The sequence below is a fragment of the Streptomyces sp. ISL-99 genome, assembly GCF_018614005.1.
GTDB classification, from domain to species: Bacteria; Actinomycetota; Actinomycetes; order Streptomycetales; family Streptomycetaceae; genus Streptomyces; species Streptomyces flavidovirens.
The window spans coordinates 80,506-105,630 of the sequence record NZ_JAGGPC010000038.1 but is presented as its reverse complement, the minus strand read 5'-3'; the positions used below and the strand labels follow the sequence as shown (position 1 = coordinate 105,630).

22 protein-coding genes are annotated in these 25,125 nt (G+C 69.8%); 13 read left to right on the top strand and 9 right to left on the bottom strand.

Annotation, left to right across the window (positions count from 1 at the left end; genetic code table 11):
• Positions 1–58: 58 nt before the first annotated feature.
• Positions 59–700, top strand: a complete 642-nt coding sequence (locus J7E91_RS23225; RefSeq protein WP_214907918.1) for a TetR family transcriptional regulator — start codon at positions 59–61, stop codon at positions 698–700.
• Here J7E91_RS23225 and J7E91_RS23220 read toward each other — a convergent pair.
• Positions 688–2,175, bottom strand: a complete 1,488-nt coding sequence (locus J7E91_RS23220) for an LVIVD repeat-containing protein (RefSeq protein WP_214907916.1) — start codon at positions 2,173–2,175, stop codon at positions 688–690. The two genes, J7E91_RS23225 and J7E91_RS23220, sit on opposite strands and share 13 nt — an antisense overlap.
• A gap of 127 nt (positions 2,176–2,302) precedes the next feature.
• On the opposite strand from J7E91_RS23220, the gene J7E91_RS23215 reads away from it, so the two are divergent.
• Positions 2,303–2,983 (top strand): DUF305 domain-containing protein, encoded by a 681-nt coding sequence (locus tag J7E91_RS23215; RefSeq protein WP_374224768.1) that lies wholly within the window; start codon positions 2,303–2,305, stop codon positions 2,981–2,983.
• A 164-nt stretch (positions 2,984–3,147) separates the two neighbouring features.
• Positions 3,148–4,509 carry an FAD-dependent oxidoreductase gene (locus J7E91_RS23210; RefSeq protein WP_214907912.1) on the top strand — a complete coding sequence of 454 codons (1,362 nt, stop codon included), beginning with the start codon at positions 3,148–3,150 and terminating at the stop codon, positions 4,507–4,509.
• 36 nt (positions 4,510–4,545) lie between these two features.
• On the opposite strand, the gene J7E91_RS23205 is transcribed toward J7E91_RS23210, so the two are convergent.
• The 4 genes from J7E91_RS23205 to J7E91_RS23190 all read right to left on the bottom strand — a co-directional run bounded on the left by J7E91_RS23205 (position 4,546) and on the right by J7E91_RS23190 (position 7,853).
• On the bottom strand, positions 4,546–4,899 hold the full coding sequence (locus J7E91_RS23205; RefSeq protein ID WP_214907910.1) for a helix-turn-helix transcriptional regulator: 354 nt from the start codon (positions 4,897–4,899) through the stop codon (positions 4,546–4,548).
• Between the two features lie 129 nt (positions 4,900–5,028).
• Positions 5,029–6,129: an NADH:flavin oxidoreductase/NADH oxidase gene (locus J7E91_RS23200; RefSeq protein ID WP_214907909.1), complete on the bottom strand. Its 1,101-nt coding sequence runs from the start codon at positions 6,127–6,129 to the stop codon at positions 5,029–5,031.
• Positions 6,130–6,237: 108 nt separating this feature from the next.
• Positions 6,238–7,086: an SMP-30/gluconolactonase/LRE family protein gene (locus J7E91_RS23195; protein ID WP_214907907.1), complete on the bottom strand. Its 849-nt coding sequence runs from the start codon at positions 7,084–7,086 to the stop codon at positions 6,238–6,240.
• The gene (locus tag J7E91_RS23190) at positions 7,083–7,853 is read right to left on the bottom strand and encodes an IclR family transcriptional regulator (protein WP_214907905.1); all 771 of its coding nucleotides are present in this window, start codon (positions 7,851–7,853) and stop codon (positions 7,083–7,085) included. Before J7E91_RS23190 ends, J7E91_RS23195 begins: the two co-directional genes overlap by 4 nt.
• A gap of 203 nt (positions 7,854–8,056) precedes the next feature.
• On the opposite strand from J7E91_RS23190, the gene J7E91_RS23185 reads away from it, so the two are divergent.
• The 7 genes from J7E91_RS23185 to J7E91_RS23155 all read left to right on the top strand — a co-directional run bounded on the left by J7E91_RS23185 (position 8,057) and on the right by J7E91_RS23155 (position 16,778).
• A complete protein-coding gene (locus tag J7E91_RS23185; RefSeq protein WP_214907903.1) occupies positions 8,057–9,205 on the top strand; it encodes a mandelate racemase/muconate lactonizing enzyme family protein in 1,149 nt (382 codons plus the stop codon).
• Between the two features lie 41 nt (positions 9,206–9,246).
• The gene (locus J7E91_RS23180) at positions 9,247–10,215 is read left to right on the top strand and encodes a zinc-binding dehydrogenase (RefSeq protein WP_214908175.1); all 969 of its coding nucleotides are present in this window, start codon (positions 9,247–9,249) and stop codon (positions 10,213–10,215) included.
• Positions 10,216–10,573: 358 nt separating this feature from the next.
• Complete coding sequence (locus J7E91_RS23175) at positions 10,574–11,545, top strand: hypothetical protein (RefSeq protein ID WP_214908173.1); 972 nt, start codon at positions 10,574–10,576, stop codon at positions 11,543–11,545.
• A 6-nt stretch (positions 11,546–11,551) separates the two neighbouring features.
• Positions 11,552–12,679, top strand: a complete 1,128-nt coding sequence (chvE, locus tag J7E91_RS23170) for a multiple monosaccharide ABC transporter substrate-binding protein (RefSeq protein WP_214907902.1) — start codon at positions 11,552–11,554, stop codon at positions 12,677–12,679.
• Positions 12,680–12,702: 23 nt separating this feature from the next.
• Positions 12,703–14,232: a multiple monosaccharide ABC transporter ATP-binding protein gene (gene mmsA / locus J7E91_RS23165; protein ID WP_214908171.1), complete on the top strand. Its 1,530-nt coding sequence runs from the start codon at positions 12,703–12,705 to the stop codon at positions 14,230–14,232.
• Between the two features lie 107 nt (positions 14,233–14,339).
• The gene (gene mmsB, locus J7E91_RS23160; protein WP_214907900.1) at positions 14,340–15,575 is read left to right on the top strand and encodes a multiple monosaccharide ABC transporter permease; all 1,236 of its coding nucleotides are present in this window, start codon (positions 14,340–14,342) and stop codon (positions 15,573–15,575) included.
• 21 nt (positions 15,576–15,596) lie between these two features.
• Positions 15,597–16,778: an aldose epimerase family protein gene (locus J7E91_RS23155; RefSeq protein ID WP_214907899.1), complete on the top strand. Its 1,182-nt coding sequence runs from the start codon at positions 15,597–15,599 to the stop codon at positions 16,776–16,778.
• Positions 16,779–16,854: 76 nt separating this feature from the next.
• On the opposite strand, the gene J7E91_RS23150 is transcribed toward J7E91_RS23155, so the two are convergent.
• The 3 genes from J7E91_RS23150 to J7E91_RS23140 form a co-directional block, all read right to left on the bottom strand.
• A complete protein-coding gene (locus J7E91_RS23150; RefSeq protein WP_214907897.1) occupies positions 16,855–19,422 on the bottom strand; it encodes an alpha-L-arabinofuranosidase C-terminal domain-containing protein in 2,568 nt (855 codons plus the stop codon).
• A gap of 119 nt (positions 19,423–19,541) precedes the next feature.
• The gene (locus J7E91_RS23145; RefSeq protein WP_251016116.1) at positions 19,542–19,940 is read right to left on the bottom strand and encodes a hypothetical protein; all 399 of its coding nucleotides are present in this window, start codon (positions 19,938–19,940) and stop codon (positions 19,542–19,544) included.
• Between the two features lie 154 nt (positions 19,941–20,094).
• A complete protein-coding gene (locus J7E91_RS23140; protein WP_214907895.1) occupies positions 20,095–21,153 on the bottom strand; it encodes a hypothetical protein in 1,059 nt (352 codons plus the stop codon).
• A 223-nt stretch (positions 21,154–21,376) separates the two neighbouring features.
• On the opposite strand from J7E91_RS23140, the gene J7E91_RS23135 reads away from it, so the two are divergent.
• Both J7E91_RS23135 and J7E91_RS23130 read left to right on the top strand, forming a co-directional pair.
• Positions 21,377–22,462 (top strand): sialidase family protein, encoded by a 1,086-nt coding sequence (locus J7E91_RS23135; RefSeq protein WP_214907893.1) that lies wholly within the window; start codon positions 21,377–21,379, stop codon positions 22,460–22,462.
• Between the two features lie 143 nt (positions 22,463–22,605).
• Entirely contained in the window at positions 22,606–23,151 is a 546-nt protein-coding gene (locus tag J7E91_RS23130; protein WP_214907891.1) for a DUF6328 family protein, read from the top strand.
• Positions 23,152–23,169: 18 nt separating this feature from the next.
• Here the strand turns inward: J7E91_RS23130 and J7E91_RS23125 are convergent, their stop codons facing one another.
• Entirely contained in the window at positions 23,170–23,847 is a 678-nt protein-coding gene (locus J7E91_RS23125) for a uracil-DNA glycosylase (RefSeq protein WP_214907889.1), read from the bottom strand.
• Positions 23,848–23,997: 150 nt separating this feature from the next.
• Here J7E91_RS23125 and J7E91_RS23120 point away from each other — a divergent pair, with 150 nt between their 5' ends.
• Complete coding sequence (locus J7E91_RS23120) at positions 23,998–25,077, top strand: N-acetylglucosamine kinase (RefSeq protein WP_214907887.1); 1,080 nt, start codon at positions 23,998–24,000, stop codon at positions 25,075–25,077.
• The last annotated feature ends 48 nt before the right edge of the window (positions 25,078–25,125 follow it).

Genomic DNA, 25,125 nt, shown 5'->3' with positions numbered 1-25,125 from the left:
CCCGTCCTGAGACCACTGAGTATATTGGCTACGGGCCAGTCAACGCAGGAGTTACAGCATGTCCCCGCGCAGCGCATCGGTCAATGAAGAATTGCGTCGCCGTTCCCGGGAACGGCTGTTGCAGGCCACCGTTGAGCTCGTCGGGGAGCGCGGCTACGAGGCCACGACGCTCGCCGCCATCGCGGACCGGGCCGGAGCGGCGCGCGGACTGGTCTCGTACTACTTCCCCGGCAAACGGCAGTTGCTGCAGTCGGCCGTTCACCGGCTGATGCACCGGACGCTCGAATCGGCCCTGGAGCGCGAGCCGCGCACCGAGGACGGCAGTGAACTGCTGGCCCGCGCGATCGACGCCGTACTGGGGCTCGCCCGCGACCATCCGGTGCTCATGCGCACCCACATGGCGGGCATTCTCCAGGCCGAAGGCTTTGTGCAGTGTCCCGAACAGCAGCGGCTGGCTGAGCTGCTGCGGGGCACTGTCGTGCGCTACGGAACGCCGGATGTGGACGCCGACTATCCGCTGCTGCGCGCACAGCTGATGGGGGCGGTGTTCGCCGTACTGCTGCCGGGGGCGCCGATGCCGCTCCCCCGGCTGCGGGCCGAGTTGTTCCAGCGGTACGGGCTGGACTGGGAGCTCGGCGTACCGCCGGGCGGAGACCCGCCCGGCGGTAGCCGTGTGCGGACCGTGGGTCAGCGGCGGTAGTCGGGCTGCGTCTGCACGTTGAGCTCGCGCAGACGGACCTTCTCCGCGCCGTCGGTGCGCTTGTCGTTGAGCTTCAGGACGTCGAAGCCCTTCGCCATGTCGTTCGAGAAGATGTAGCCGTTGTAGTAGTACGCCGACCAGGAGCCGGCGGTGACCGAGGAGGTCGCGCTGACGGGGCCGCGCTCGAAGAAGGCGATCTCCTTCGGCCTGGCCGAGTCGGTGAAGTCCCAGACGGAGACGCCGCCCTGGTACCAGGCCTGGACCATGATGTCCTTGCCCTTGACCGGGATCAGCGAGGAGTTGTGGGCGACACAGTTCTCGTTGGCGGCCTGGTGGCGGTCGATCTTGAAGTAGTTCTTGAAGACCAGCTTGCGCTGGTCGCCCCTGCCGGTGAGGTCGTAGATGCCGTTGGCGCCGCGCTTGGGGCCGGTGGCCTCGTTGCAGGTGGCGGCGGGGCCACCGCCGAGCTCGTCGGTGAACACGATCTTGTCGGCCTTCTGGTTGAAGGTCGCCGAGTGCCAGAACGCGAAGTTGACGTTGTCCTGGACGCGGTCGATCACCCTCGGCTTCTCCGGGTCCTCGATGTCGAAGATGATGCCGTCACCCATGCAGGCACCGGCGGCCAGATCCTTCGAGGGCAGCACGGTGATGTCGTGGCAGCCGGTGGTCTGGGAGACGCCCGGGTTGGTGGGCGCGCCCGGGTTCCCGCCGTCGGGGAAGAGCACCGGGAAGTCGACGATCGCGGACTTCTCCGGGGCGCCGCGCGGCACCTTGATGATGGAGATGCCGTCGTGCGGCGGCTTGCAGTCCGGGAACGTGTCGCTCGGCGAGTACGACGAGACATAGACGTAGACGTTGCGGCGCTCGGGCACCAGCGTGTGCGTGTGCGAGCCGCACGCGGTCTCGACAGCGGCGACGTACCGCGGGTTGCTCTTGTCGCTGATGTCGAAGATCTTCATGCCCTCCCAGGAGGACTTCTCCGTCGCGGGCTGCGAGGTGCTCGTGCACGAGTTGTCGCTGCGCGAGGAGTCCGTGGAGAGGAAGAGCAGGTCTCCGGAGACGGAGATGTCGTTCTGCGAGCCCGGGCACAGCACCTGGGAGACCGTCTTCGGGGCCTTCGGGTCGCTGATGTCGAAGATCCGGAACCCGTCGTAGTTGCCGGCGAAGGCGTACGTGCCCTGGAACGCCAGGTCCGTGTTGGTGCCCTTGAGGGCGTCCTTGGGGACGTTCGCGAGGTGCTCGATGTTCTTGCTGTGGACGATCTCGTCCACACCGGGTATCTCGCCGCTCTCGATGGCGGCCCGGACTTCGGCCTGCTGCGAGGTGGTCAGGCTCTTCTGCTTCGCCGGCGCGTCTCCCGGGTCGGGGGTCGCGGCCGCGGGGCCGGCCGTCAGCAGCGTGGCGATGAGCCCTGCTGCGGCTGTTGCCACGCCCAGGCGTCTGCGCCGCACGCGGGTGATGTGCAACGAGGTCACTGCGTCCTCCCTTGTATCCGTTCGTAGTTGAACGGTTCATACACCCCGGCAGTATGGTCGTTTGCATGCACATCTCAACAGATGGCAACGAGGACGTAGTGAAACTCATGTGTCCCAGGAGGTCGCCGTGTTGACCCGTCACAAGCCCACGCGTGCCCGCAGGCCCGGTATCGCGCACGTGGCGACCGCGACCGCGGTCACGGTTGCCGCCGTACTGTGCCTCGGCGCGTGCGACGCGGAGGGCGGGAGCGAGCCGAAGGCGAAGGCGGCCGCCGGGCCTTCGGTGGTCGCGCCCGGCAGGCCGGGTGAGCCCGCGAGGACCATGTCGGCGCAGGAGGCGGCGAAGTCACTGCCCGACGGCTCGCCCAACGGGGCGGACTTCAGGTACGCGCGCATGATGATCGAGCATCACGGCCAGGCACTGGTGATGACGGAACTCGCACCGAAGCGGGCCCGGTCCACGCAGGTCAAGCGCCTCGCCGAGCGGATCACGGCGGCCCAGCGCCCGGAGATCGGCGCCATGCGGGGGTGGCTCGACAACAACGGCGGCGAGAAGCACAAGGGCGGCCACGACCACGCCGCGATGCCGGGGATGGCCACGGACAAGCAGCTCGTGCGGTTGCGCGAGGCCGAGGGCAAGGACTTCGACCGGCTCTTTCTGAAGCTGATGATCATTCACCACGAGGGTGCGGTCGACATGGCGACCGAGGTCCTCGCGCAGGGGAACAACGTCCAGGTCGAGGAGATGGCGACGGACGTGCTCGCGCAGCAGACCGCCGAGATCGGCAGGATGCGCGACATGCGGTAGTCGCGGCGGGGCGCTGAACCAGGCCGGCCGTACCGACGGCGCCCCATTCGGTTCATAATGGTTATCAGCGTTAAAAAGGCACTTTCCAGCACGGTGAAAGCACATCTCCCCAGTCCCGCCGATCGGTGCCATGCTGGAGACCCTTGCGGGAAGGAGCCCCCGCCGTGCTTCGTGTCGCAGTCATCGGTTCAGGCCCCAGCGGGGTCTACGCCGCGCAGGCCCTGGTGCAGCAGGAAGCGGTGCCCGACGTGCACGTGCACGTACTGGACCGGCTGCCCTGTCCGTACGGACTGGTGCGCTACGGCGTCGCACCGGACCACGAGAAGATCAAGTCGCTCCAGAGCAGCCTGCGCACCGTTCTCGAACACGAGCGGATCACCTTCGTCGGCCATGCCGAGGTGGGAGCGGCCGGACTCACCTGTGCACGGCTGCTGGAGCTCTACCACGCGGTCGTGTACTGCGTCGGGGCCGCGACCGACCGCAGGCTCGGCATTCCCGGCGAGGATCTGCCCGGAAGCTACTCGGCCACCGATTTCGTCTCCTGGTACAGCGCCCATCCGGACGCGTCCGCGAACGGCTTCGCACTGGGCGCGGGTTCGGCCGTTGTCGTCGGGGTGGGCAATGTGGCGGTGGACGTGGCCCGCATCCTGGCGCGCGCCGCGCACGAGCTGCTGGCCACCGATGTGCCGCAGCCGGCGCTCGACGTCCTGGGGAGCAGCCTGGTGCGCGATGTGCACATGGTGGGCCGGCGCGGTCCCTCACAGGCGAAGTTCACCACCAAGGAACTGCGGGAACTCGGCACACTGCCGGACGCGGGAGTGGTCGTACGGCCCGAGGAGCTCGCCCTGGACCCGGCGTACGCCGATCCCGAGTCGGCCGCCGCGGTGGCCCTGCCCGCCGTGAACCGGCGCAATGTCGAGGTACTGCGGGGCTGGGCGGCGGGTGGGGGCGAGGAGCGGGCGCGCCGCATCCATCTGCGGTTCTTCCTGCGGCCGGTGGAGGTGCTGGAGGAGAACGGACGGGCCGCGGGGGTGCGCTTCGAGCGCACGGAGCCCGACGGCAGCGGCGGCGTACGCGGTACGGGAACGTACGAGGACATCGAGGCCCAGCTGGTACTGCGGTCGGTCGGCTACCGGGGAGCGCCGCTCCCCGGGCTGCCGTTCGACGCGGGGAGCGGGACGGTGCCGCACGCGGCGGGGCGCGTTCTGCGGGACGGTGTGCCGTCGCCGGGCGAGTACGTCGCGGGCTGGATCAAGCGGGGCCCGACCGGCGTCATCGGCACCAACCGGCCGTGCGCCAAGGAGACGGTGGCCTCGCTTCTCGCGGACGCGCCGGCGCTCGCCCGGCGCCCGCTCCCTGACGACCCGCTCGCCGCGCTGCGGGAGTCGGGCGTCAGGCCGGTGGTGTGGAACGACTGGCAGGCGATCGAGGCGGCGGAGGCGGCGCTGGGCGTCTCGCTGGGCCGACGCTCGGTGAAGCTCCACGACTGGGCGGGGCTGCTGGCCGCCGCGCACGGCGGCAGCTGACGGCCGCCGGGGGCCAGGGCGCCTCCCCCGTCCTCGTCAGCCGTCCGTGCCGAGCCGGTCCGCCTCGAGGGCCGCAGCTTCCAGCACGCGCTCGATGAGGCCGGGGAAGAGCGCGTCCAGGTCCTCGCGGCGCAGCCCGTTGAGTTTGGCCGTGCCCCGGTAGGCCTGCCGGATGACACCACTCTCCCGCAGTACGCGGAAGTGGTGGGTGGTCGTCGACTTGGTGACGGGAAGGGTGAAGTACGAGCAGGCCAGCTCGGTCTCGGCCACCGCCATCTCGCGGACGATCAGCAGGCGCATCGGGTCGGAGAGCGCGTGCAGCACCCCTTCGAGGCGGATCTCGTCGCGCGTGGGATGCGCGAGCTCACGCGTGCTCGTGGCGGTGTTCACGGCGGTCTCCAGTTCGTCCGGGGTGCCTATTGTACGACGCCCGTCGTAGTTTGGCGTTCCTCGCACTACCCGGGCAGAGGGCCGTGGGCGGGGCACGGCGCGGACGCCGTGCCCCGCTCGGGGAGGATCTCAGATCGCCCAGCCGTACTGGTCGGGCGTGTGCACCTCGCCGCCCAGTTCCCGTGCGGCCTGGCGGGCGAACGAAGGGTTGCGCAGCAGTTCCCGGCCGAGCAGCACGGCGTCCGCCTGGCCGTCGGCGAGGATCTTCTCGGCCTGCACCGGGTCGGTGATCAGGCCGACCGCGGCGACCGGCAGGCCGGTCTCGGTACGGACCCGCTCGGCGAACGGCACCTGGTAGCCGGGGCCGACGGGTATCCGCGCGCGCGGCGCGAGCCCGCCCGTCGAGACGTCGAGCAGGTCCACCCCGTGCGCCAGAAGCTCGTGGGCGAAGCGGACGGTGTCGTCGGCGGTCCAGCCGTTCCGCTCGTCCTCCGGGTTCTCGGTCAGCCAGTCGGTCGCCGAGATCCGGAAGAACAGCGGCAGTTCCTCGGGCCACACCGCGCGCACCGCGTCCACGACCTCCAGGGCGAACCGCGTGCGGTTCTCGAAGGAGCCGCCGTACTCGTCGGTGCGGTGATTGCTGTGCGGGGAGAGGAACTCACCGATCAGGTACCCGTGCGCGCCATGCAGTTCGGCGACCTTGAAGCCGGCCGCGAGGGCCCGCCGCGCCGCGTCCGCGAACTGTCCGACGATCTCCTGAATCTGATCCGTGGTGAGCTCGCTGGGTACCGGATGCCCCTCTCCGTACGGCACCGGACTCGGCGCGACGGTCTGCCAGGACTCGGGGTCGTCCGCGGCGACCGGGCCGCCGCCGCGCCAGGGGCGGTCGGTGGACGCCTTGCGTCCGGCGTGCGCCAGCTGGATGCCCGGGACCGTGCCCTGGCTCTCCAGGAATGCCGTGATGCGGCGGAACGCCTCGACCTGCCGGTCGTTCCAGATGCCCAGGTCGGCCGGGCTGATCCGGCCCTCGGGGCTGACCGCGGTGGCCTCCACCAGGATCAGGCCGGTGCCGCCGGCGGCCCGGGCGGCGTAGTGCGCGAAATGCCAGTCGTGCGCGACTCCGGCGTTCGGTCCGAACACCTCCGCGCTGTACTGGCACATGGGGGCCATCCAGATGCGGTTGGCAATGGTCAGCGTGCGCAGGGTGTAGGGCTCGAAGAGGGTGCTCACGAGAGGACTCCGTTTCAGCGGGTGCTGCTGGATCGACCGACGCTTGTACGATACACACCGTACTACGACGACCGTCAAAATACGAAGCCTTTCGTACAACGAGTCCGGTCAGCCTCCGAAGGGCGTGCCGGGCAGGCCCTGGCCCACGTCCGGGAGGACCAGCAGCGAGCCGGAGAACGGATGCGGACGGGCGAGGCCGGTCCGGGCCGTGGTGACGTACAGGTCGCGCAGGCCGACGCCGCCGAAAGCGCACGCCGTGGGACGGCGTACGGGAAGTGCCACGACGCGGTCGAGCCGTCCGTCCGGCGTGTACCGGCGGATCGCCGCGCCGTCCCAGAGAGCCATCCAGACACAGCCCTCGGCGTCGACGGTCAGACCGTCCGGGTAGCCGGCGGACTCCTCGATCCGCACCCACGCGCGCCGGTTCAGGACGCGTGCGCCGGCCACGTCGAAGACGTCGATACGACGGGTGGGCGAGTCGGCGTAGTACATGAGGCGCCCGTCCGGGCTCCAGCCCGTGCCGTTGCTGACGGCGGCGGTCACTTCCCGCGTCGTCGTGCCGTCCGGCGCGATCCGGGTGAGGCTTCCACCCCCCGGCGCCTCGTCGTACCGCATCGTGCCCGCCCACAGCGCCCCGTCGGGGGCGACGGCCGCGTCATTGCCGCGCCGGCCGGGCACGGGGTCGCGCACCAGCCATGAGAACGCCAGGTCGGGCCCGTACAGGCCTATTCCGTCGCGGAGGTTGACGACCAGGCCGCCGCCGGCCCGCGGCCTGGCGGCGCCGACGTGCTGTCCGGTGGCCATCACCGTACGGCGGCCGCTCACCGGGTCGTACGTGTGGACGCGCGCGGACAGGATGTCCACCCAGATCAACCGGCCGGCCGCCGCGTCCCAGACAGGCCCCTCGCCGAGCGACGCCCGCTCCCGGACCGCGACCTCCGGGCCCCCCGCGTTCACGACCGGACCCGGTGGCCGAGGCGGACCGACAGATCGCCCGCACCCTTGGCCGCCAGCTCCGCCAGCTCGGCCTCCCGCGCCTCGCTCCACCGGATCATGGGTACGGAGATGGAGAGCGCGGCCACGACCCGCCCCGCGCTGTCGCGCACCGGCGCGGCCACACAGCTCACGTCCGGGTTCGACTCCCGGTGCTCGAAAGCGAGACCGCGTTCCCGGATCTCGGCGAGGGCGGTGCGCAGATGGCCCGGATCAGTGATGCTGTTGGGCGTCATCGCGACGAGGGACCGCCCTTCCACGCGCGCGTCGAGCTCCGCCTCGGGCAGCGAGGCGAGCAGCATCTTTCCTACGGAGGTGCAGTGCGCGGGCAGCCTGCGACCGGCGGCGGAGACCATGCGTACCGCGTGCGTGGAGTCCACCTTCGCGATGTAGATGACGTCGGTGCCCTCAAGGATGGCGACATGGACTGTCTCGTCACAGGTCTCGGCCACCTCCCGGGCGACCTGTTGTCCCTCCGCGGCGAGATCGAGCTGTTCCGCGTACCGGCTGCCGAGCTGATAGGTGCGCACCCCGAGCCGGTAGCGGCCGGGCTGCTCGGGAACGGGCACCACATAGGAGCGCGCGGCGAGCGTGGTCAGCAGCTCGTGCACCGTGGTGCGGGGCAGTTGGAGTTTGCGCGTGACGTCGGGCGCGGACAGTGTGCCGTCCCCTTCCAGGAACAGCTCCAGTATGTCCAGCGACCTCGTCACCGCCGGGACCAGTCGTCCCATGATCGGCCACCCACCCCTTCCGTTCGAAACCCCGACCATTGGCCGGTATGACGAACACAGGCTAACCGCAGGTCCGTTCGCCCGGCAATGGGCGGGGCTTTTCGCCGCGCGAGCCATTGACACCTCATGGAGCCGCTGATTACGGTCACGCCAGCATTTCGAACGTGTGACGAAATCTCGAACACTTTCAAGGGGCAACTGCCGTGCGTATTACGGGAATCAGCACGCATGTCGTCGGGACACCCTGGCGCAATCTGACCTATGTCGTCGTCGATACGGACGAAGGCCTCACCGGTGTCGGCGAGACCCGGATGCTCGGCCACACCGACGCTCTGCTCGGCTACCTCCGCGAGGCCGAGGCCAACCACATCGCGGGATCCGACCCGTTCGCCGTCGAGGACCTCGTCCGCAGGATGAAGTACGGCGATTACGGGCGGGCCGGCGAGATCGTCATGTCGGGCATCGCCGTCGTGGAGATGGCCTGCTGGGACATCAAGGGCAAGGCGCTCGGCGTGCCGGTCTGGCAGCTGCTGGGCGGAAAGGTCACCGACAAGGTCAAGGCGTACGCCAATGGCTGGTACACCACGGAGCGCACTCCCGAGGCGTACCACAAGGCCGCTCAGGCGGTCATGGAGCGGGGCTACAAGGCCCTGAAAATCGACCCCTTCGGGACCGGTCACTACGAGCTCGACCACGCCAAGACGCTCTACGCGGTGTCGCTGATCGAGGCCGTACGGGACGCGATCGGACCGGACGCCGAACTGATGCTGGAGATGCACGGGCGCTTCTCCCCCGCCACGGCGGTGCGGCTCGCCCACGAGCTGGCGCCGTTCCGGCCCGCCTGGCTGGAGGAGCCGGTTCCGCCGGAGAACCTGAAGGCGCTGGAGAAGGTCGCCGCCAAGGTGGACATGCCGGTCGCCACCGGGGAGCGCATCCACGACCGGATCGAGTTCCGCGAGCTCTTCGAGTCGCAGGCGGCCGACATCATCCAGCCGGACCTCGGCCACATCGGCGGCATCCTGGAGGCCCGGAAGCTCGCGGCGACCGCCGAGACGCACTACGTACAGGTCGCCCCGCACAACGTGGGCGGATCGGTGCTGACCGCAGCGAGCCTCCAACTGGCCGCCTGTACGCCCAACTTCAAGATCCTTGAGCACTTCAACGACTTCGCCGACGCGGAGATCAAGAAGGTGGTGCGCGGAGCGCCCGAGGTGGTCGACGGCTACTTCGAGGTGTCCCACGCGCCCGGTCTCGGTGTCGAGCTCGATGTCGCGGCGGCGGCCGAATTCCCGCAGCAGCAGGCCAGGTTCGACCTGTGGGCCGAGGGCTGGGAGCGGAGGAAGAGCGCGTGAGCAGTCGCGCGATCGTCGTCGAAGCGCCCGGATCGCACCGGATGGTGACCGGGGACGTGCCGGACCCCCGTCCCGGCGAGGTGCGGGTGCGGGTGGCGGCCGCGGGGATCTGCAGGAGCGACCGGGAGGTGTACGACGGCCATCGTGACGCGGCGTACGTGCGCTACCCGGTGGTTCCCGGGCACGAGTGGTCCGGGACCGTCGAGGCGGTGGGCGCGGGTGTCGACGGCGGGCTCGTCGGGCGTAAGACCGTGGCCGAGGGCTTCCGGGCGTGCGGCACGTGCGAGCGGTGCCGCTGCGGCGATACGTCGCTGTGCACGGCCGGGTACGACGAGACGGGCTTCACCCGGCCGGGCGCCTTCGCCGACCATGTGGTGGTCCCCGCCCGGCTGCTGCATCCGCTCGCCGACGACGCCGATCTGCGGGCCGCCGCGCTGCTGGAGCCGGCCGCGGTGGTGGCCGCCGCCGTGCGGGCGGGGCACGCGGAGGCGGGCGAGCGGGTGGCCGTGGTGGGGGCGGGGACACTCGGGCTGCTGGCGGTGCAGCTGCTGGCCGCCGCGAGCCCCGGCGAGCTGACGGTCTTTGACCCGCGTGCGGAACGGGCGGCCCGCGCCCTGGAGTTCGGCGCGACCGAGGCGCGCACGCCCGAGGAGGAGGGAGAGCTCGCGGGACGGTACGACCTCGTTGTCGAGACCGCGGGAGCGCCTTCCACCGCGGCGTCGTCCTGTCTGCTGGCCCGGCGGGGCGGCCGGGTGGTTCTCACCGGGATGTTCGCGCCGGGGGCGACGGGGATCGATCCCGTACATCTGTCGCTGAGCCAGCTCAGCGTGCGGTCTGTTTTCGGGGCGCCGTCGTCGGCCTGGTCGTTCGCTGTACGGGCGTTCGGCGCCGGGATGATCGATCCGGGGCCGCTGATCACGCACGAGTTTCCGCTGGAGGAGTTCGGTGATGCGGTGGCGTGTGTGGGGGGCGGCGATCCCAAGGTAGGGAAGGTGCTGTTGCGGCCGTAGGGGTGGCCGGGGCTCTTTCTCTTCCCCGCCCCGCCTGGCGGGCTTCGCCTAGGCCGGACGGGCTGAGGAGTCGCCGCACGGCGAAACGCGCGGCACGCCGAAGGACTGCCGCACAGATCGCCCCATGCCGACGGAAAGGCCGCCGTAGGCGCGGAGTTCAGCCCCGGCCGGCACATCGAGCCTGCCCCTCACGTGGCAGAGCCCCGAAGGTCACAGCCGGGAAGGGCGAGCAGGGGGAACCCTGCCCGCCGCACCCGACCGCACCCCCTCCCCCACGCCTCAGGCCTCACCGCACTTCACGAAACGATCGAACCCCGTCCGGAATATCGAACCAAGGAGTCCCGTGACAGCCCCGTCAATGCCCCGCCACCCCGGCGCCGACGCCCTCGCCCGCATCGGCCATCCCACACCGGACGACAACCCCGCGGATTCCTCCCCGCACACCTTCCCCGACGGCGGTACCTGGCGTACCGAGGTGCCGTCGGTGGAGGGGCCGGAGGCGCTCGCCGTCGTACTCAAGGAGAGCTCGCGCCTCGACGTCCCCATCCACCGCATCAGCCAGGGCAGCGGCATCTGGATGCTCACCGACAGCGACATCACCGAGATGGTGGAGTCCTGCGCCGAACGCGACATCGAGCTCTGCCTGTTCACCGGGCCGCGCGGAACCTGGGACATCGGCGCGGCCACCCGCACCGACTCCGGCGGCGGCGGTCTGCGCGCCCGTGGCCATGACGCCCTGGCCGGATGCGTCGAAGACGCCCTGCGCGCAACCGCGCTGGGAGTGAAGTGCCTGCTCGTCGCCGACGAAGGCGTGCTGTGGACGCTGCACCAACTGCGCGCCGCCGGGGTGCTGCCCGCCGACACCACCTTCAAGGTCTCCGCGCTGATCGGGCCGGTCAACCCGGCTTCGTACGCCGTCTACGAGCGGCTCGGCGCCGACTCCGTCAACATCCCCTCCGACCTGACGCTCGCCCACTTCACCGAGATCCGCCGGGTCAGCCGCGCCCCCATGGACCTCTACGTCGAGGCGCCCGACGACCTCGGCGGCTACATCCGCATGTACGAGGCCGCCGAGCTGATCCGGCGCGGCGCGCCCCTGTACCTCAAGTTCGGGCTGTCGAAGTCCCCCGGCATCTATCCGTACGGCGCCCAACTGCGCGACACCGCCCTGGCCGGCGCCCGTGAGCGCGTACGCCGCGGACGCCTCGTACTGGACCTGCTCGCCCGGCACGGCGCGGACGGCGGGATGTCCCCGCTCGGCTCCCGCCTGCCCGGCACCCTCCACCGCTTCCCCACGACCGCCACCACCGCCACCCCCGCGAAGGACTGATCCGTCATGACTCGACGCGTATCCCGGGCCGCAACCGCCCTCACCACCACCGCGCTCGCCCTCTCCCTCGCCGCCTGCGGCCAGAGCGCCGAGGGCGGCAGCAAGGAGAAGAAGTCCGCCGGGGACGGCACCATCGGCATCGCGATGCCGACGAAGTCCTCCGAGCGGTGGATCGCCGACGGCAACAACATGGTCGAGCAGTTCAAGAAGCTCGGCTACAAGACGGACCTGCAGTACGGCGAGGACGACGTCGACCAGCAGGTCTCGCAGATCGAGAACATGATCACCAAGGGTGTCGACGTGCTGGTGGTCGCCGCCATCGACGGCCGCGCGCTGGGCGACGTGCTCAGCCAGGCCGCCGCCCAGGGCGTCAAGGTGATCAGTTACGACCGCCTCATCCTCGGCACTCCGAACGTCGACTACTACGCCTCCTTCGACAACGAGAAGGTCGGCGTCCTCCAGGCGACGTACATCATCGACAAGCTCGGGCTGAAGAACGGCGGCAAGGGCGAGACCGCGAGCGGCAAGAAGGGCCCGTTCAATGTCGAGCTGTTCGCCGGCTCGCCCGACGACAACAACACCGGCTATTTCTTCCAGGGCGCCTGGAAGACCCTGAAGCCGTACATCGACAGCAAGCAGATCGTCGTCAGGAGCGGCCAGACCAAGCTCGACCAGGTCACCACCCTGCGCTGGGACGGCGGCACCGCGCAGAAGCGCATGGACGACCTGCTGACCAAGGCGTACGGCTCCCAGGAAGTGGACGCCATCCTCTCCCCGTACGACGGGATCTCCATCGGCATCCTGTCCGCGCTCAGGTCGGACGGATACGGTACGTCGGCCAAGCCGTACCCCGTCGTCACCGGCCAGGACGCCGAGGTCGCGTCCGTGAAGTCGATCATCGCCGGACAGCAGACGCAGACCGTCTACAAGGACACCCGGGCGCTGGCCAAGCAGGCCGTGCAGATGGCCGACGCCGTACTGAACGACAAGAAGCCCGAGGTCAACGACACCCAGACGTACAACAACGAGAAGAAGGTCGTGCCGTCCTTCCTCCTCGAACCGGTCAGTGTCGACAAGACCAACTACCGGTCTGTTCTCGTTGACTCCGGATACATCAAGGCGAGCGACCTGTGACGGCGCCGGCGCCCGTCCTGGAGATGCGCTCGATCGTCAAGACCTTCCCCGGCGTCAAGGCACTCTCCGACGTAACGCTGACCGTGGCGCGCGGCGAGGTTCATGCTGTCTGCGGGGAGAACGGCGCGGGCAAGTCGACCCTGATGAAGGTCCTCAGCGGCGTACACCCGCACGGGAGTTACGAGGGGGACATCCTCTTCGACGGCGAACACTGCGCCTTCAAAGACATCCGGGCCAGCGAGGCGCACGGCATCGTGATCATCCACCAGGAGCTCGCCCTGGTGCCGTACCTCTCCCTCGCCGAGAACATCTTCCTCGGCAACGAGCACGCCCGGCGCGGGATCATCAGCTGGAACGAGACCCTCAAGCACGCGTCGGCGCTGCTCAAGCGGGTGGGTCTGCGCGAGCATCCGCAGACCCGGGTCGCGGACATCGGGGTCGGCAAGCAGCAGCTCGTGGAGATCGCGAAGGCGCTGTCCAAGGAGGTGAAGCTGCTGATCCTCGACGAGCCGACCGCCGCGCTCAACGACGAGGACTCGGCTCAGCTGCTCGATCTGATCCTGGAGCTGAAGGAACAGGGCATCACCTCGATCATCATCTCGCACAAGCTCAACGAGATAGCCGCGGTCGCCGACTCGGTCACCATCATCCGCGACGGCCGCACCATCGAGACCCTCGACGTCAAGGCGGCCGGGACCACCGAGGAGCGGATCATCCGCGGCATGGTCGGCCGCGACCTCGACCACCGCTTTCCGGACCGGACGCCGTACGAGGGAGATCCCGGCGCCCACCCCGCCCTCGAAGTACGCGACTGGACCGTGCACCACCCCATCGACCAGCAGCGCAAGGTCGTCGACGGCGTCTCGGTGCACGTCCGGCGGGGAGAAATCGTGGGAATCGCGGGGCTGATGGGGGCCGGGCGTACCGAACTCGCGATGAGCGTCTTCGGGCGGTCGTACGGCAGGAATATCAGCGGCAGCGTCCTCAAAGACGGCAAGGAGATCCGCACGAAAACCGTTCCGGAGGCGATCGGCCACGGCATCGCGTACGTCACCGAGGACCGCAAGCACTACGGCCTCAACCTCATCGACACCATCGGCCGCAACATCACCCTCAGCGCCCTGCCGAAGGTCGCCAAGCGCGGCATCGTCGACGGCCACGAGGAAACCAGGGTCGCCGAGTCGTACCGCCGCAGCATGAACATCAAGGCGCCGACGGTTTTCGAGCAGGTGGGCCGGCTCTCCGGCGGCAACCAGCAGAAGGTCGTCCTCAGCAAGTGGATCTTCGCGGGTCCCGAGGTGCTGATCCTCGACGAGCCGACGCGCGGCATCGACATCGGCGCGAAGTACGACATCTACACGGTCATCGACGAGTTGGCAGCCCAGGGGAGAGCGATCATCTTCATCTCCTCCGAGCTGCCCGAACTCCTCGGGATGTGCGACCGCATCTACACGATGTCGGCCGGCCGGCTGACCGGCGAAATCCCGCGTCATGAGGCTACCCAGGAATCCCTGATGCGCCACATGACCGTGACTCCTCCCCCACGTGAATGAGGGGGCTTCTCACTCGACCGCTTCGCGGCCTCATGACGGCCAAGCCCTGACCGCTGCCCGAGAGCAGGGCACCAACATACCAACTCCCGCCAGGCAACGAGGTACATATGAGCCCGGTCACCACCGATACCCCACGCAGCGCGCCCGCAGCCGACGCCCCGGCGAGGACCGCGGTCAGCACGCTGCTGCTGGAAACCATGCGCCGCAACATGCGCCAGTACGGCATGCTCATCGCGCTCGCGCTGATCGTCGTACTCTTCGCGATCTGGACCGACGGCGTACTCCTCCAGCCGAACAACGTCACCAACCTGGTCCTCCAGAACAGCTACATCCTGGTCCTCGGCATCGGCATGATGATCGTCATCATCTCGGGCCACATCGACCTGTCGGTCGGCTCGCTCGCGGCGTTCGTCTCCGCCGCGTGCGCGGTGATGATGGTCGAGCACGACGTGCCGTGGGTGCTCGCCACCGTGATCGCGCTGGTCATCGGGGCGGTCGCCGGGGCCTGGCAGGGCTTCTGGATCGCGTACGTCGGCATCCCGTCGTTCATCGTCACGCTGGCGGGCATGCTGCTCTTCCGCGGCGGTACGCAGATCTTCCTCGGCTCGCGCTCCATCGGCCCGTTCCCCGAGGGCTTCCAGAAGATCTCCACGGGGTACCTCCCCTCCCTCGGCCCGGACACCAACTACCACAACCTCACCCTCCTGCTGGGCCTGGTCCTGCTCGTCTTCGCGCTCGCGCAGGAGGTGCGCGACCGGCGCAGGCAGCTGAGTTACGACCTCGACGTGCTGCCGCGGTCGCTGTTCCTCACCAAGTGCGTGGCGATGGCGGCGGCCGTCCTCGCCTTCACCCTGACGCTGGCCAGCTACCGGGGCGTACCCGTGGTGCTGCTGCTGCTCGCGGTGCTGCTCATCGGCTTCGGTTTCGTGATGCGCAACGCGGTCGTCGGCCGGCACGTGTACGCGCTGGGCGGCAACCAGGCGGCGGCGAAGCTGTCAGGCGTCAAGGACAAGCGCGTCACCTTCCTGGTCTTCGTGAACATGGGCGTGCTCGCCGCCCTGGCGGGTGTCGTGTACGCGGCCCGGCTGAACGCGGGTGTGCCGCAGGCCGGCGTCAACTTCGAACTGGAGGCGATCGCCGCGGCGTTCATCGGCGGCGCGTCGATGAGCGGCGGCGTCGGCACGGTGTTCGGCGCGATCATCGGCGGTCTGGTGCTGGGCGTACTCAACAACGGTATGTCGCTCGTCGGCATCGGCACCGACTACCAGCAGGTCATCAAGGGTCTGGTGCTGCTGGCGGCGGTCGGGTTCGACGTATGGAACAAGCGCAAGGTCGGTTCATAACTCCCTGAAGGGATCACCAAGATGAGCACGAGCAGACGCACAGTACTGGCGGGCGCGACGGCGGGTGCGGCAGCCGCCGCGGGCCTGGCGGGGACGGGCACGGCGTACGCCGCCGCCTCCCCCACCGGGCAGTCCACCACCGGGCACTCCCCCTCGCGGGAGCTCTTCGGCCGACTGGCCGACGGCACGAAGGTGTACCGCTGGACCGTCGCCAACGGCGGGACGCGGCTGAAGGTCCTCTCGTACGGCGGCATCGTCCAGTCCCTGGAGATACCGGACCGGCACGGCGCGGCGGCGAACATCTCGCTGGGCTTCGACAATCTCGACGACTACGTCGCCGAGTCCCCGTACTTCGGCGCGCTGATCGGGCGCTACGGCAACCGCATCGCCAAGGGCCGGTTCACGCTCGACGGACGTTCGTATCAGGTGCCTCTCAACGACGGACCGAACAGCCTGCACGGCGGCGACAAGGGCTTCGACAAGCAGGTGTGGGACGTGGAGCCCTTCAGCCGGGGATCCGACCGCGGGCTTGTGCTCCGGCGGATCAGTCCGGACGGCGAGATGGGATACCCCGGCACGCTCAAGGTGAAGGTCACGTACACGCTCACCGCGCGCGGTGACTGGCGCATCGACTACGAGGCCACCACCGACCGCGCCACGGTCGCCAACCTCACCAGTCACACCTACTTCAACCTGGCGGGCGAGGGCAGTGGCTCCATCGACGGCCACACGCTGGAGATGGCCGCCGCCCGCTACACCCCCGTCGACGCCACCCTCATCCCGACCGGCGAGCTCGCGCGCGTCGCCGGAACGCCCTTCGACTTCCGGCGGGCGAAGGCGATCGGGGAGCAGGCCCGCACACCGCACGAGCAGGTGCTGTACGGGAAGGGGCTCGACCACAACTGGGTACTGGACAAGGGCATCACGTCCACGCCCGGCTACGCGCTCACGCTCACCGATCCCGGTTCGGGCCGGGTGATGAAGATGTACACGACCGAGCCGGGCATGCAGTTCTACAGCGGCAACTTCCTCGACGGCACGCTCGCCGGAACCTCCGGCCGGCTGTACCGCCAGGGCGACGGGCTGTGCCTGGAGTCCCAGCACTTCCCGGACTCGCCCAACCAGCCGTCGTTCCCCTCGACGGTGCTGCGCCCGGGATCGACGTACCGCTCGACCACGGTCCACACGTTCTCTGCCCGCTGACGACGCGTTACTGAAGCCCCCTGCCGGATCGGGATCCGGCAGGGGGCTTCGGTCTGTCGTCCGGGCTCAGCGGGACTCAGCCCGTCTTGATGCGCATGAAGGTGACCGAGTGCGCGGGGAAGGTGTACGTGAAGGTGTTGTCGACCCCCTCCAGGGTCGAGCTGCGAGGCCTGATCGGCTGGTCGGTGGCGGTGTTCACCGCGTCCGGGGCGCCCTGGAGCGTCGTCAGTCGTGCCGTGGACGACCCGATGGCGGTGTCCGGGCCGAGATCGATCTTCGTACGGGCGGACGCGTCCTGGGCGTTGACGACCTTGACGATGAGTTCACCGGTGGCCTTGTCGCGGGTGACGACCTGGCGGAACGGCTCGGCGGTCTTGTCGTCCGTGAAGCTGCCCCACTCCTTGCCGTCGAGGAAGAGCGTCACCTGGCGGCCGCGTACCTGGACCTTGACGTCGTAGGTGCGGCCGCTCTCGATCGTCGTACCGCGCTCGATGAGGGTCTGCTTGGCGCCGCCCACCGCCTTCTCGACCACGGAACGGGTGTTGCCCCAGCCGCCGAGGTTCCACCAGTAGTAGTTGCCGGTGTCCTTGACTCCGAACGCGATCAGGAAGCCCTCCTTGCCGGACTGCTTCGTGGCCTTGAGCTTCAGGTCGTAGTCGTGCCAGGCCGGGTCGCCCGCCGTGACGAGTGTGTTCTCGGCCGCCGCGTCGGACTGGTGGTACGCCCCGTCCTTCACGGACCAGGAGCCGGTGCCCGCCGCCCTGGTCCAGCGGCTGTCGTCGCCGGAGAAGTCGTCGGCGAAGAAGCTCGCGCCGTCGGCCGACGTGACACTCACGTCGTCGTACGCCGCGGCGGTCGCCCAGGTGGAGAGGCCCACGGCGCCGGTGATCGGGCCGCTGGTGGCGGGGGTGCCGGAGGCCTGGCTCCGTACGACCTCGTCACCGACGTTGTTCATGAAGAGCTTCTGCGTCTCGTAGCTGGCGCTGCCCCATGAGGCGGTGTTGTCGAACCAGATCATGTTCGGCCGCCACTGCGCGTCGTTGGTGTCGGCGAGGAGCGGCGCGTACGAGGCGAGTTTGACGACGTCCGCGTTGCGTTCGAGGCCGGTCATGTAGGCGGCTTCGGCGAGGGCGTTGGAGAAGCGGTTGTCGAGTGACGCGTACTCGCCGAGGAAGACCTTGGGGCCCTGGCGGTCGTAGGCGTCGTAACGCTCGTTGTTCTCCAGGAACCACTGCGGGCTGTTGTAGTAGTGCTCGTCGACCATGGCGACCTTGGCATCACGGTTCAGCTGCCAGGCGCGGTCGAACGTGGCGCCGCTGTCGTCGGGGCCGGAATTGCTGATGACGGTGATGGCCGGGTACTTGGCCTCGATGGCCTTGCGGAACTCAGTGAAGCGCGCGAAGAACTGGTCGGGGAGGTTCTCCTCGTTGCCGACCTCCAGGTGGGTCAGGCCGAAGGGCTTGGGGTGGCCCATCCGGGCCCGCTTCTTCCCCCACGGGGACGACACGGGTCCGTTGGCGAACTCGATGAGGTCGAGTGTGTCCTGGATGTGGCGGCGGAGCAGCTCCGGGTCGTCGGTCGCCTTGTTCTGGCCGCAGCCGGTGACGAGGGCGGGGACGACGGGCAGGGCCATCGCGCCGATGTCCTCGGCGTACTGGAAGTACTCGTAGTAGCCGAGTCCGTAGGTCTGGTTGTAGCCCCAGAAGTTGGCGTTCACCGGACGCTGCTCGACGGGGCCGACGGTGTCCTTCCACTGGTAGGAGCGCTTGCGCTCGAAGTCCGGTGCCTCGTACGCCTCATGGCTGCCGGTGTTCACCAGGCAGCCGCCGGGGAAGCGCAGGAAGCCGGGCTTCAGGGCTGCGATCTTCTCGGCGAGGTCCTTGCGCAGGCCGTTCGGCCGGCCCTTGTAGGTGTCGCGGGGGAAGAGCGAGACCATGTCGAGCCGTACGGTGCCGCTGCCGCCGGCGGTGACGGCGAGCCGGCCGGCGCCGCTGGTGGCGCGGGCGGTGAGGGTTCCGGAGTACTTCGTCCAGCGGTCGCCGCGTGCCGTGACGCGCAGGGGCCGCGCCAACTGGGTCTCTCCGTCGCGCAGTTCCACCCTGAGCGGGTTTCCGCGCGCCTGGTCGGTGCGTGCCCACACCGAGAAGTCGTACTTCTCTCCCGCGCGCACGGCGATCCCCGCGTTGTAGCCGGAGTTCGCGACGCCGAGGCGGCCGCTGTCGCCGTCACCGTTTCCGTCGAGGTCCAGCCGCAGGTAGCGGCGGTTGCGCTCGTTCAGCCGCCCGCTGTCGTCCACGACGCGGGCCGTGCCGGTCGCTCCGCCGCTCGCGGTTTCCTTCCAGGCGGTCAGGGGGGTGTACGAGCGGTTGTCGGCGGGGTCGTACTCGAAGGAACGATTCTGCACCAGCTCGGCGTACAGTCCGCCGTCGGCGGCGTGGTTGATGTCCTCGTAGAACACGCCGTACATGGAGTCGTCGATCGCGGGCCCGGCGCCGGCCGGGTCGACGCTGATCGAGTAGTCGGTGACCGCCGCCTCCGCCGCGGCCGGCGCTTCACCGGGTGCGACGACAAGAGCGGCCGTCAGGCCGGCGAGGACCGCCGACGCGACGGCAAGCCGGTGTCTGGACTTTTTCTGACCGTGCATATGGGCTCCCGGTATTCGTTCGAAATATCGGACATTGACCACAATCCCGAACGAGAACATAGGCAGGAGCCCACGGCAGGTCAACTCCCGTGCAGCAAGAGGAAATTATTGACAGTCGATTACGCGCGTCGCCGGAGGCCGATCTCCGTGTCCGCCGCGTAGCTCTGGGTCCAGTGACGCCCGGCGTCCGACGCCCAGGTGACGTGGACGGTGTCACCGTCGGACCGGACGCGTTCCACGGTGATCGTGCGCTCCCCGGTACGTACGTCACCCCGGCGCAGCTCACCCGCCCTGACGGTCGGGTACGTGTCCTTGACCTGCGCCTCGGCGTCGTCGGCCGCCCGCACGAGCGCCGCCGCCAGCTCCCGCGCCTGTGTGGGCGTCGCGACCAGGGAGACGTACGCACTGCTCCGCGCGCCGATGTGGATCTGCCCGGACTCCGCGTCCCCTGCCGGTCCCGTGGCGACCGACACGAGGGCCACCGAATCGTCCGGTGTGTGCATGCGGATGTCGGGCATGGTTTTTCTCCTCAGGCGTGCGCGCCCACGGTGATCGTGCCGGTGGACGCTTCGGGAACGGCCTCCATGATCTCCCCGCCGCGGCGCACCTCACCGCCGAGGGCGTCCCGCTGCGTCGCGGTGAGCGTGCCCAGTGGCTCGACGATGCTGTGCGCTACCAGTCGCCGTCCGCCACCGGTTTCCCCGGCGCGTCGCCGAGCGGCTTCACCTGGTGCGGTGACGGCTGCTGCCACGGCGTGTGGTCGTCGCCCAGCCACTCACCGACGGGCTTCACCCCGCCCAGCGTGTCCGCGGGCGCCAGGTCCTCGCCGCCGGCGTCGTAGTAGTCGAACCAGGGCAGTCCCGCCCGGGTGTACGCCGCCCGGTCGACGGGGGACGACGGGGGCTCCTCCCCGGTGATACGCCGCCATTGCGGCGGGGTCACCAGATGGACGAAGACCCGGCCCGACGGCTCGGCGGCCCAGTCGGAGGCGGGCCGGTCGTCCTTGTAGACCTCCTGGCGCATGGAACCGCCCACACCCAGTCCCATCGCCGCCGCCGCAGACCGTGGCACGGGGGGACTGCCCCAGCCGCCTCCGGAGGCGGACATCACGGCCGGGGCGGCCCCCGGGGCAGGCATGCCGTACGGGGCTGCGGAACGCGGCATGGCGGCCCGCCGCTCGGCCGCCCGCCGCTGCTCCTCCCGCCACGCCTCCAGCGGCCCGTCGGCGAGCGTCCACGACTGCAGTTGCAGTCCGCCCCACTTCTCCTCGCCGGTGACCTGGCCCTCGACGGTCGCTCCCATCCCGAGCGGTACGGCGACGAACTGCCGCACCGTTCCCGACCCGGAGTTGATGCCGTCGAGCCACGGCTGGCGCGGCAGGACCAGGTAGTTCTGCGGGCCCCGTGACAGCCGGCTGTGCCACGGCTTCCCCGACACCGCGCACACCTTCCCGACCCCCACCTGAAGGGCGTTCGGTTCCACGGTCCCGGCGAAGCTCAGCCACATCGCTTCGCGCAGATACACGGGCAGCATGACGCCGCCTCTGTCCAGCCACTCCTGAGGGACTGTGGCGGCGTAGTCCTCGACTCTGCGCAGCGGGAAGTGGCCCAGGCCCGGCGGCAGGGAGTGCGTCCCCTTCTCGGGCAGGCGCAGCGTACGTACGAAACGCACCCGCACCCCGCCCGGCAGCAGCAGACTGTCCCCGTCGATCCGTACCGCACCGTTGGTCACCGGTGCTCTCCCCTCGCTTCGGTACTGCAGATCGCTTCCGGTGTTATAACGAGCGTCGCGTACCGTCCGGTTCCAGTCGAAGGTTCCGTCGTTCGGCAGACGGGGCTTGTTTTCCCCGGCATGCCGCCCTGAGCTGCGACAACACGCTCTCCGACGGCCGTTGTCAGTGGTGGGGTGCACACTGGCCCGTATCTGAGACAACGGCGTCCTGGAGGTGTCGGCCATGACCGACGTACTGCTCACTGTAGGAACACGAAAAGGGCTCTTCATCGGCCGCAGGCGCGGCGGCGATTGGGAGATCGCCGGGCCCCATTTCAACGCCCAGGCGGTGTATTCGATCGCCATCGACACCCGCGGCCCGATGCCCAGGCTGCTCGCCGGCGGGGACAGCCTGCACTGGGGTCCCTCGGTCTTCCACTCCGACGACCTGGGCGCGACCTGGGTGGAGCCCAAGCAACCCGCCGTGAAGTTCCCCGAGTTCACCGGTGCGTCGCTGGAGCGGGTCTGGCAGCTGCATCCGGCCGGGCCCGAGGCGCCCGACGTGGTGTACGCGGGGACGGAACCGGCCGCGCTCTTCCGTTCCGAGGACCGCGGCGAGTCCTTCGAGCTCGTACGGCCGCTGTGGGAGCACCCGACGCGCTCGCAGTGGGTGCCGGGCGGTGGCGGCGAGGGGCTGCACACGATCATCACCGACCCGCGTGACCCGCGGGCCGTGACGGTCGCGGTGTCCACGGCGGGCGTGTTCCGCTCGCTGGACGGCGGGGCGAGCTGGACACCGTCCAACAAGGGGGTGTCGGCGGTCTTCCTGCCCGACCCCGACCCGGAGTTCGGCCAGTGCGTGCACAAGATCGTCCAGGATGCGGCCGATCCCGACCGGCTGTACCTGCAGAATCACTGGGGGGTGTTCCGCAGCGACGACGCCGGGGCCAACTGGTCCGACATCGGAGCGGGCCTGCCCTCGACGTTCGGTTTCGCCGCCGCCGCGCATCCGCACCGCGCGGACACGGCGTACGTCTTCCCCATCACGGCGGACTCCGACCGGGTGCCCGCCGACAACAAGTGCCGGGTCTACCGCACCAGGGACGCGGGCAAGAGCTGGGAGCCGCTGACGGCCGGACTGCCCCCGGAGGCGCATTACGGCACGGTGCTGCGCGACGCGCTCTGCACGGACGCCGCCGACCCGGCGGGGGTGTACTTCGGCAACCGCAACGGCGAGCTCTTCGCGAGCGCGGACGACGGGGACAGCTGGCAGATGCTCGCCTCTCATCTGCCGGATGTGCTCTGCGTGAGGGCCGCGGTCATCGGTTGATCCGGCGCGGCCCTCTCCCGCTTCCTGGGCGAGGGCCGGCCAGGGCTGTCTGCGGGGCGCCGCGAAGTGCCCCGGACGACGGCGAGGCGGGTGTGATGACGCAGAAAATGGGCATTCGGATTTCCTCGGACCAGGAGGATGCCATGGCCATGACGGAGCAGCCGACCAAAGCCGGTACGTGCACTTCATGCGGAACGGACGGTGCTCCCGGCCACGAGCCGCCGGAACCCGCGCGCGAGCGCGTCAATCGCCGGTGGAACGAGATACTTCAGGAAACCAGGGTCGCGCAGACCGGCGTACAGATCCTCTTCGGATTCCTTCTCAGCGTGGCGTTCACCCCTGTGTTCAGGGACCTTCCCACCTTCGACCGTGCCGTGTACGTGATCACCGTCGTCCTCGGCGCGGCGGCCACCGGGTCGCTGATAGCGCCGGTGTCGATTCACCGCTTCCTGTCCGGCCAGCGCATGAAGGACGAAGTGGTGGAGGCGGCCGGCCGGCTGATGATGTGCGGCATGGTGCTCCTCGCCCTGACCATCGGCTGCACCCTCCTCCTCATCCTGCACGTGGTGCTGCCGAGCCTCCTCGGCGAGCTCCTCGCCGGTGGTGTCATGCTGTGGTTCGCCCTGTGCTGGTACGTACTGCCGCTCTGGCTCCGCCGCCGCTCCGCGCGCCGCGGCACCGACGCGTGAACCACATGCGAGGAGGGTTCAGGGCAGCTGCCAGACCACCGGCTGGGCCCCCTGGCGGACCAGCAGTTCATTGGTCCGGCTGAACGGCCGCGAGCCGAAGAAACCGCGGTCCGCCGACATCGGTGACGGGTGCGCGGACTCGATCGCGGGGAGGTCCCCGAGCAGCGGCCGCAGATTACGGGCGTCACGTCCCCACAGCACGGACACCAGCGGCTTGCCACGCGCGACCAGGGCCCGGATGGCCTGCTCGGTCACTTCTTCCCAGCCCTTGCCGCGGTGCGCGGCGGGCTTGCGGGGCGCCGTGGTGAGCGCCCTGTTGAGCAACAGCACGCCTTGTCGGGTCCACGGCGTCAGGTCGCCGTTGGAGGGCCGGGGAACGCCCAGGTCCGTGTGCAGCTCCCGGAAGATGTTCTCCAGGCTGCCCGGCAGGGAACGTACGTCGGGCGAGACCGCGAAGCTGTGCCCGATGGCCATTCCCGGCGTCGGGTACGGGTCCTGACCGACGATCAGGACCCGCACCTCGTCGAAGGGCTGCTGGAAGGCCCGCAGGACATGTGCTCCAGCAGGCAGATAGGTGCGGCCGGCTGCGATCTCCGCGCGCAGGAAGTCGCCCATCGCGGCGATGCGCCCGGCCACAGGACGCAGCGCCTCCGCCCATCCGGGTTCTACGAGTTCGTTCAACGGTCGTGCTGCCACGGCAGATCACCCTACCGGCCTACGCGGAGCACGGCCGACAGCAGGCACCAATGCCCTCCTCCGCACCGGTGGCCGTAGTTCTGCCCGATCCGAGCAGGCGAGGCCGGGATAGGCTGCCGCGGTCACTCCTCTTCTCCCCGGAGCCGGTCCATGAGGTCAAGCAGGCGTTCGCCGGACGTCCGGACGACTGCCGTGACGCCGTGGGTGCTCGGGGTCGACTCCGGCGGGTCGGGGCTGCGGGTGGCGCTCGCGAAAGCCTCGGGCAACGGGCGCCCGGACACCGGACACGCCGCGACCACCGCGTCGCGTGAGCCCGTACGCACCGGGCCCGCCGGAATCGACGCGGCGCATCTGCTGGACCAGCTGCTGCCCATGGCACGGGCACTCCTCGACAGCGCCGGAGACCCGGACGCCGGAGACCGGCACGGCGGCTCCACGCCCCCCGTCACGATCGGCGCCGTGGCGATCGGCGCCGCCGGTATGGCGACCCTCGGCGACGACCTGCGGGCCCGGCTGCCCGGGGCGCTGAAGAGCGCGCTGGGCGTACGGCGCCTCGCGCTCGCCGCCGACGCCGTCACTGCGTACGCGGGAGCGCTCGGCCTGCGGCCGGGAGCGGTGGTCGCGGCCGGCACCGGGATGATCGCGCTCGGTACGGACCTGTCCCGCTGGCGCAGGGCCGACGGCTGGGGGCATCTGCTCGGCGACTGCGGCAGCGGTGCCTGGATCGGCCGCGCCGGACTCGAAGCCGCGATGCGCGCCCACGACGGGCGCGGTGGTGGCTCCCGCGCCCTGCTGGCCCGCGTGGAGGCGGTTTTCGGTCCGGCGCCCGAACTGCCCGGCCTGCTCTACCTGCGCGCCGACCGCCCCGCCGTGCTCGCCTCGTTCGCGCCGGAGGTGGCCCGCTGCGCTGCAGCCGAACCCGCCGATCCGGTCGCGGCGGGGATCCTGCGGGAGGCGGCCGGGCACATCGCCGACGCCGCCGCTGCCGTCTGCCCGCCGTCCGGGGAGTGCGAGGTCGCCCTCACCGGTGGTCTGTTCAAGATGGGCGACCCGCTGCTCGTACCGCTGCGGGACGCGCTCGCCGAGCGGCTGCCGCACGCGCGCACCGTCCCGGCGGCCGGAGATCCGCTGGCCGGAGCCGTGCGCGTCGCCGCGTCGCTCGCCACGGACGGTCTGCGGCTGCCGGTCGACGGGCGCCTGTTGCACGTACCGACAGAGCAGGGCAGTTGAACTCATAGCGACTCACGGGATAAATGCGGACAGACACCGCTGCAACGC

Bases quoted from the DNA above. Each gene is read 5' to 3' on its own strand.
- J7E91_RS23225 (WP_214907918.1), top strand. From the start codon at position 59: ATGTCCCCGCGCAGCGCATCGGTCAATGAAGAATTGCGTCGCCGTTCC.
- J7E91_RS23150 (WP_214907897.1), bottom strand. From the start codon at position 19,422: ATGCACGGTCAGAAAAAGTCCAGACACCGGCTTGCCGTCGCGTCGGCG.
- chvE (WP_214907902.1), top strand. From the start codon at position 11,552: ATGACTCGACGCGTATCCCGGGCCGCAACCGCCCTCACCACCACCGCG.
- J7E91_RS23145 (WP_251016116.1), bottom strand. From the start codon at position 19,940: ATGCCCGACATCCGCATGCACACACCGGACGATTCGGTGGCCCTCGTG.
- J7E91_RS23135 (WP_214907893.1), top strand. From the start codon at position 21,377: ATGACCGACGTACTGCTCACTGTAGGAACACGAAAAGGGCTCTTCATC.
- J7E91_RS23120 (WP_214907887.1), top strand. From the start codon at position 23,998: ATGAGGTCAAGCAGGCGTTCGCCGGACGTCCGGACGACTGCCGTGACG.
- J7E91_RS23190 (WP_214907905.1), bottom strand. From the start codon at position 7,853: ATGGGACGACTGGTCCCGGCGGTGACGAGGTCGCTGGACATACTGGAG.
- J7E91_RS23130 (WP_214907891.1), top strand. From the start codon at position 22,606: ATGGCCATGACGGAGCAGCCGACCAAAGCCGGTACGTGCACTTCATGC.
- mmsB (WP_214907900.1), top strand. From the start codon at position 14,340: ATGAGCCCGGTCACCACCGATACCCCACGCAGCGCGCCCGCAGCCGAC.
- mmsA (WP_214908171.1), top strand. From the start codon at position 12,703: ATGCGCTCGATCGTCAAGACCTTCCCCGGCGTCAAGGCACTCTCCGAC.
- J7E91_RS23155 (WP_214907899.1), top strand. From the start codon at position 15,597: ATGAGCACGAGCAGACGCACAGTACTGGCGGGCGCGACGGCGGGTGCG.
- J7E91_RS23175 (WP_214908173.1), top strand. From the start codon at position 10,574: ATGCCCCGCCACCCCGGCGCCGACGCCCTCGCCCGCATCGGCCATCCC.
- J7E91_RS23180 (WP_214908175.1), top strand. From the start codon at position 9,247: ATGGTGACCGGGGACGTGCCGGACCCCCGTCCCGGCGAGGTGCGGGTG.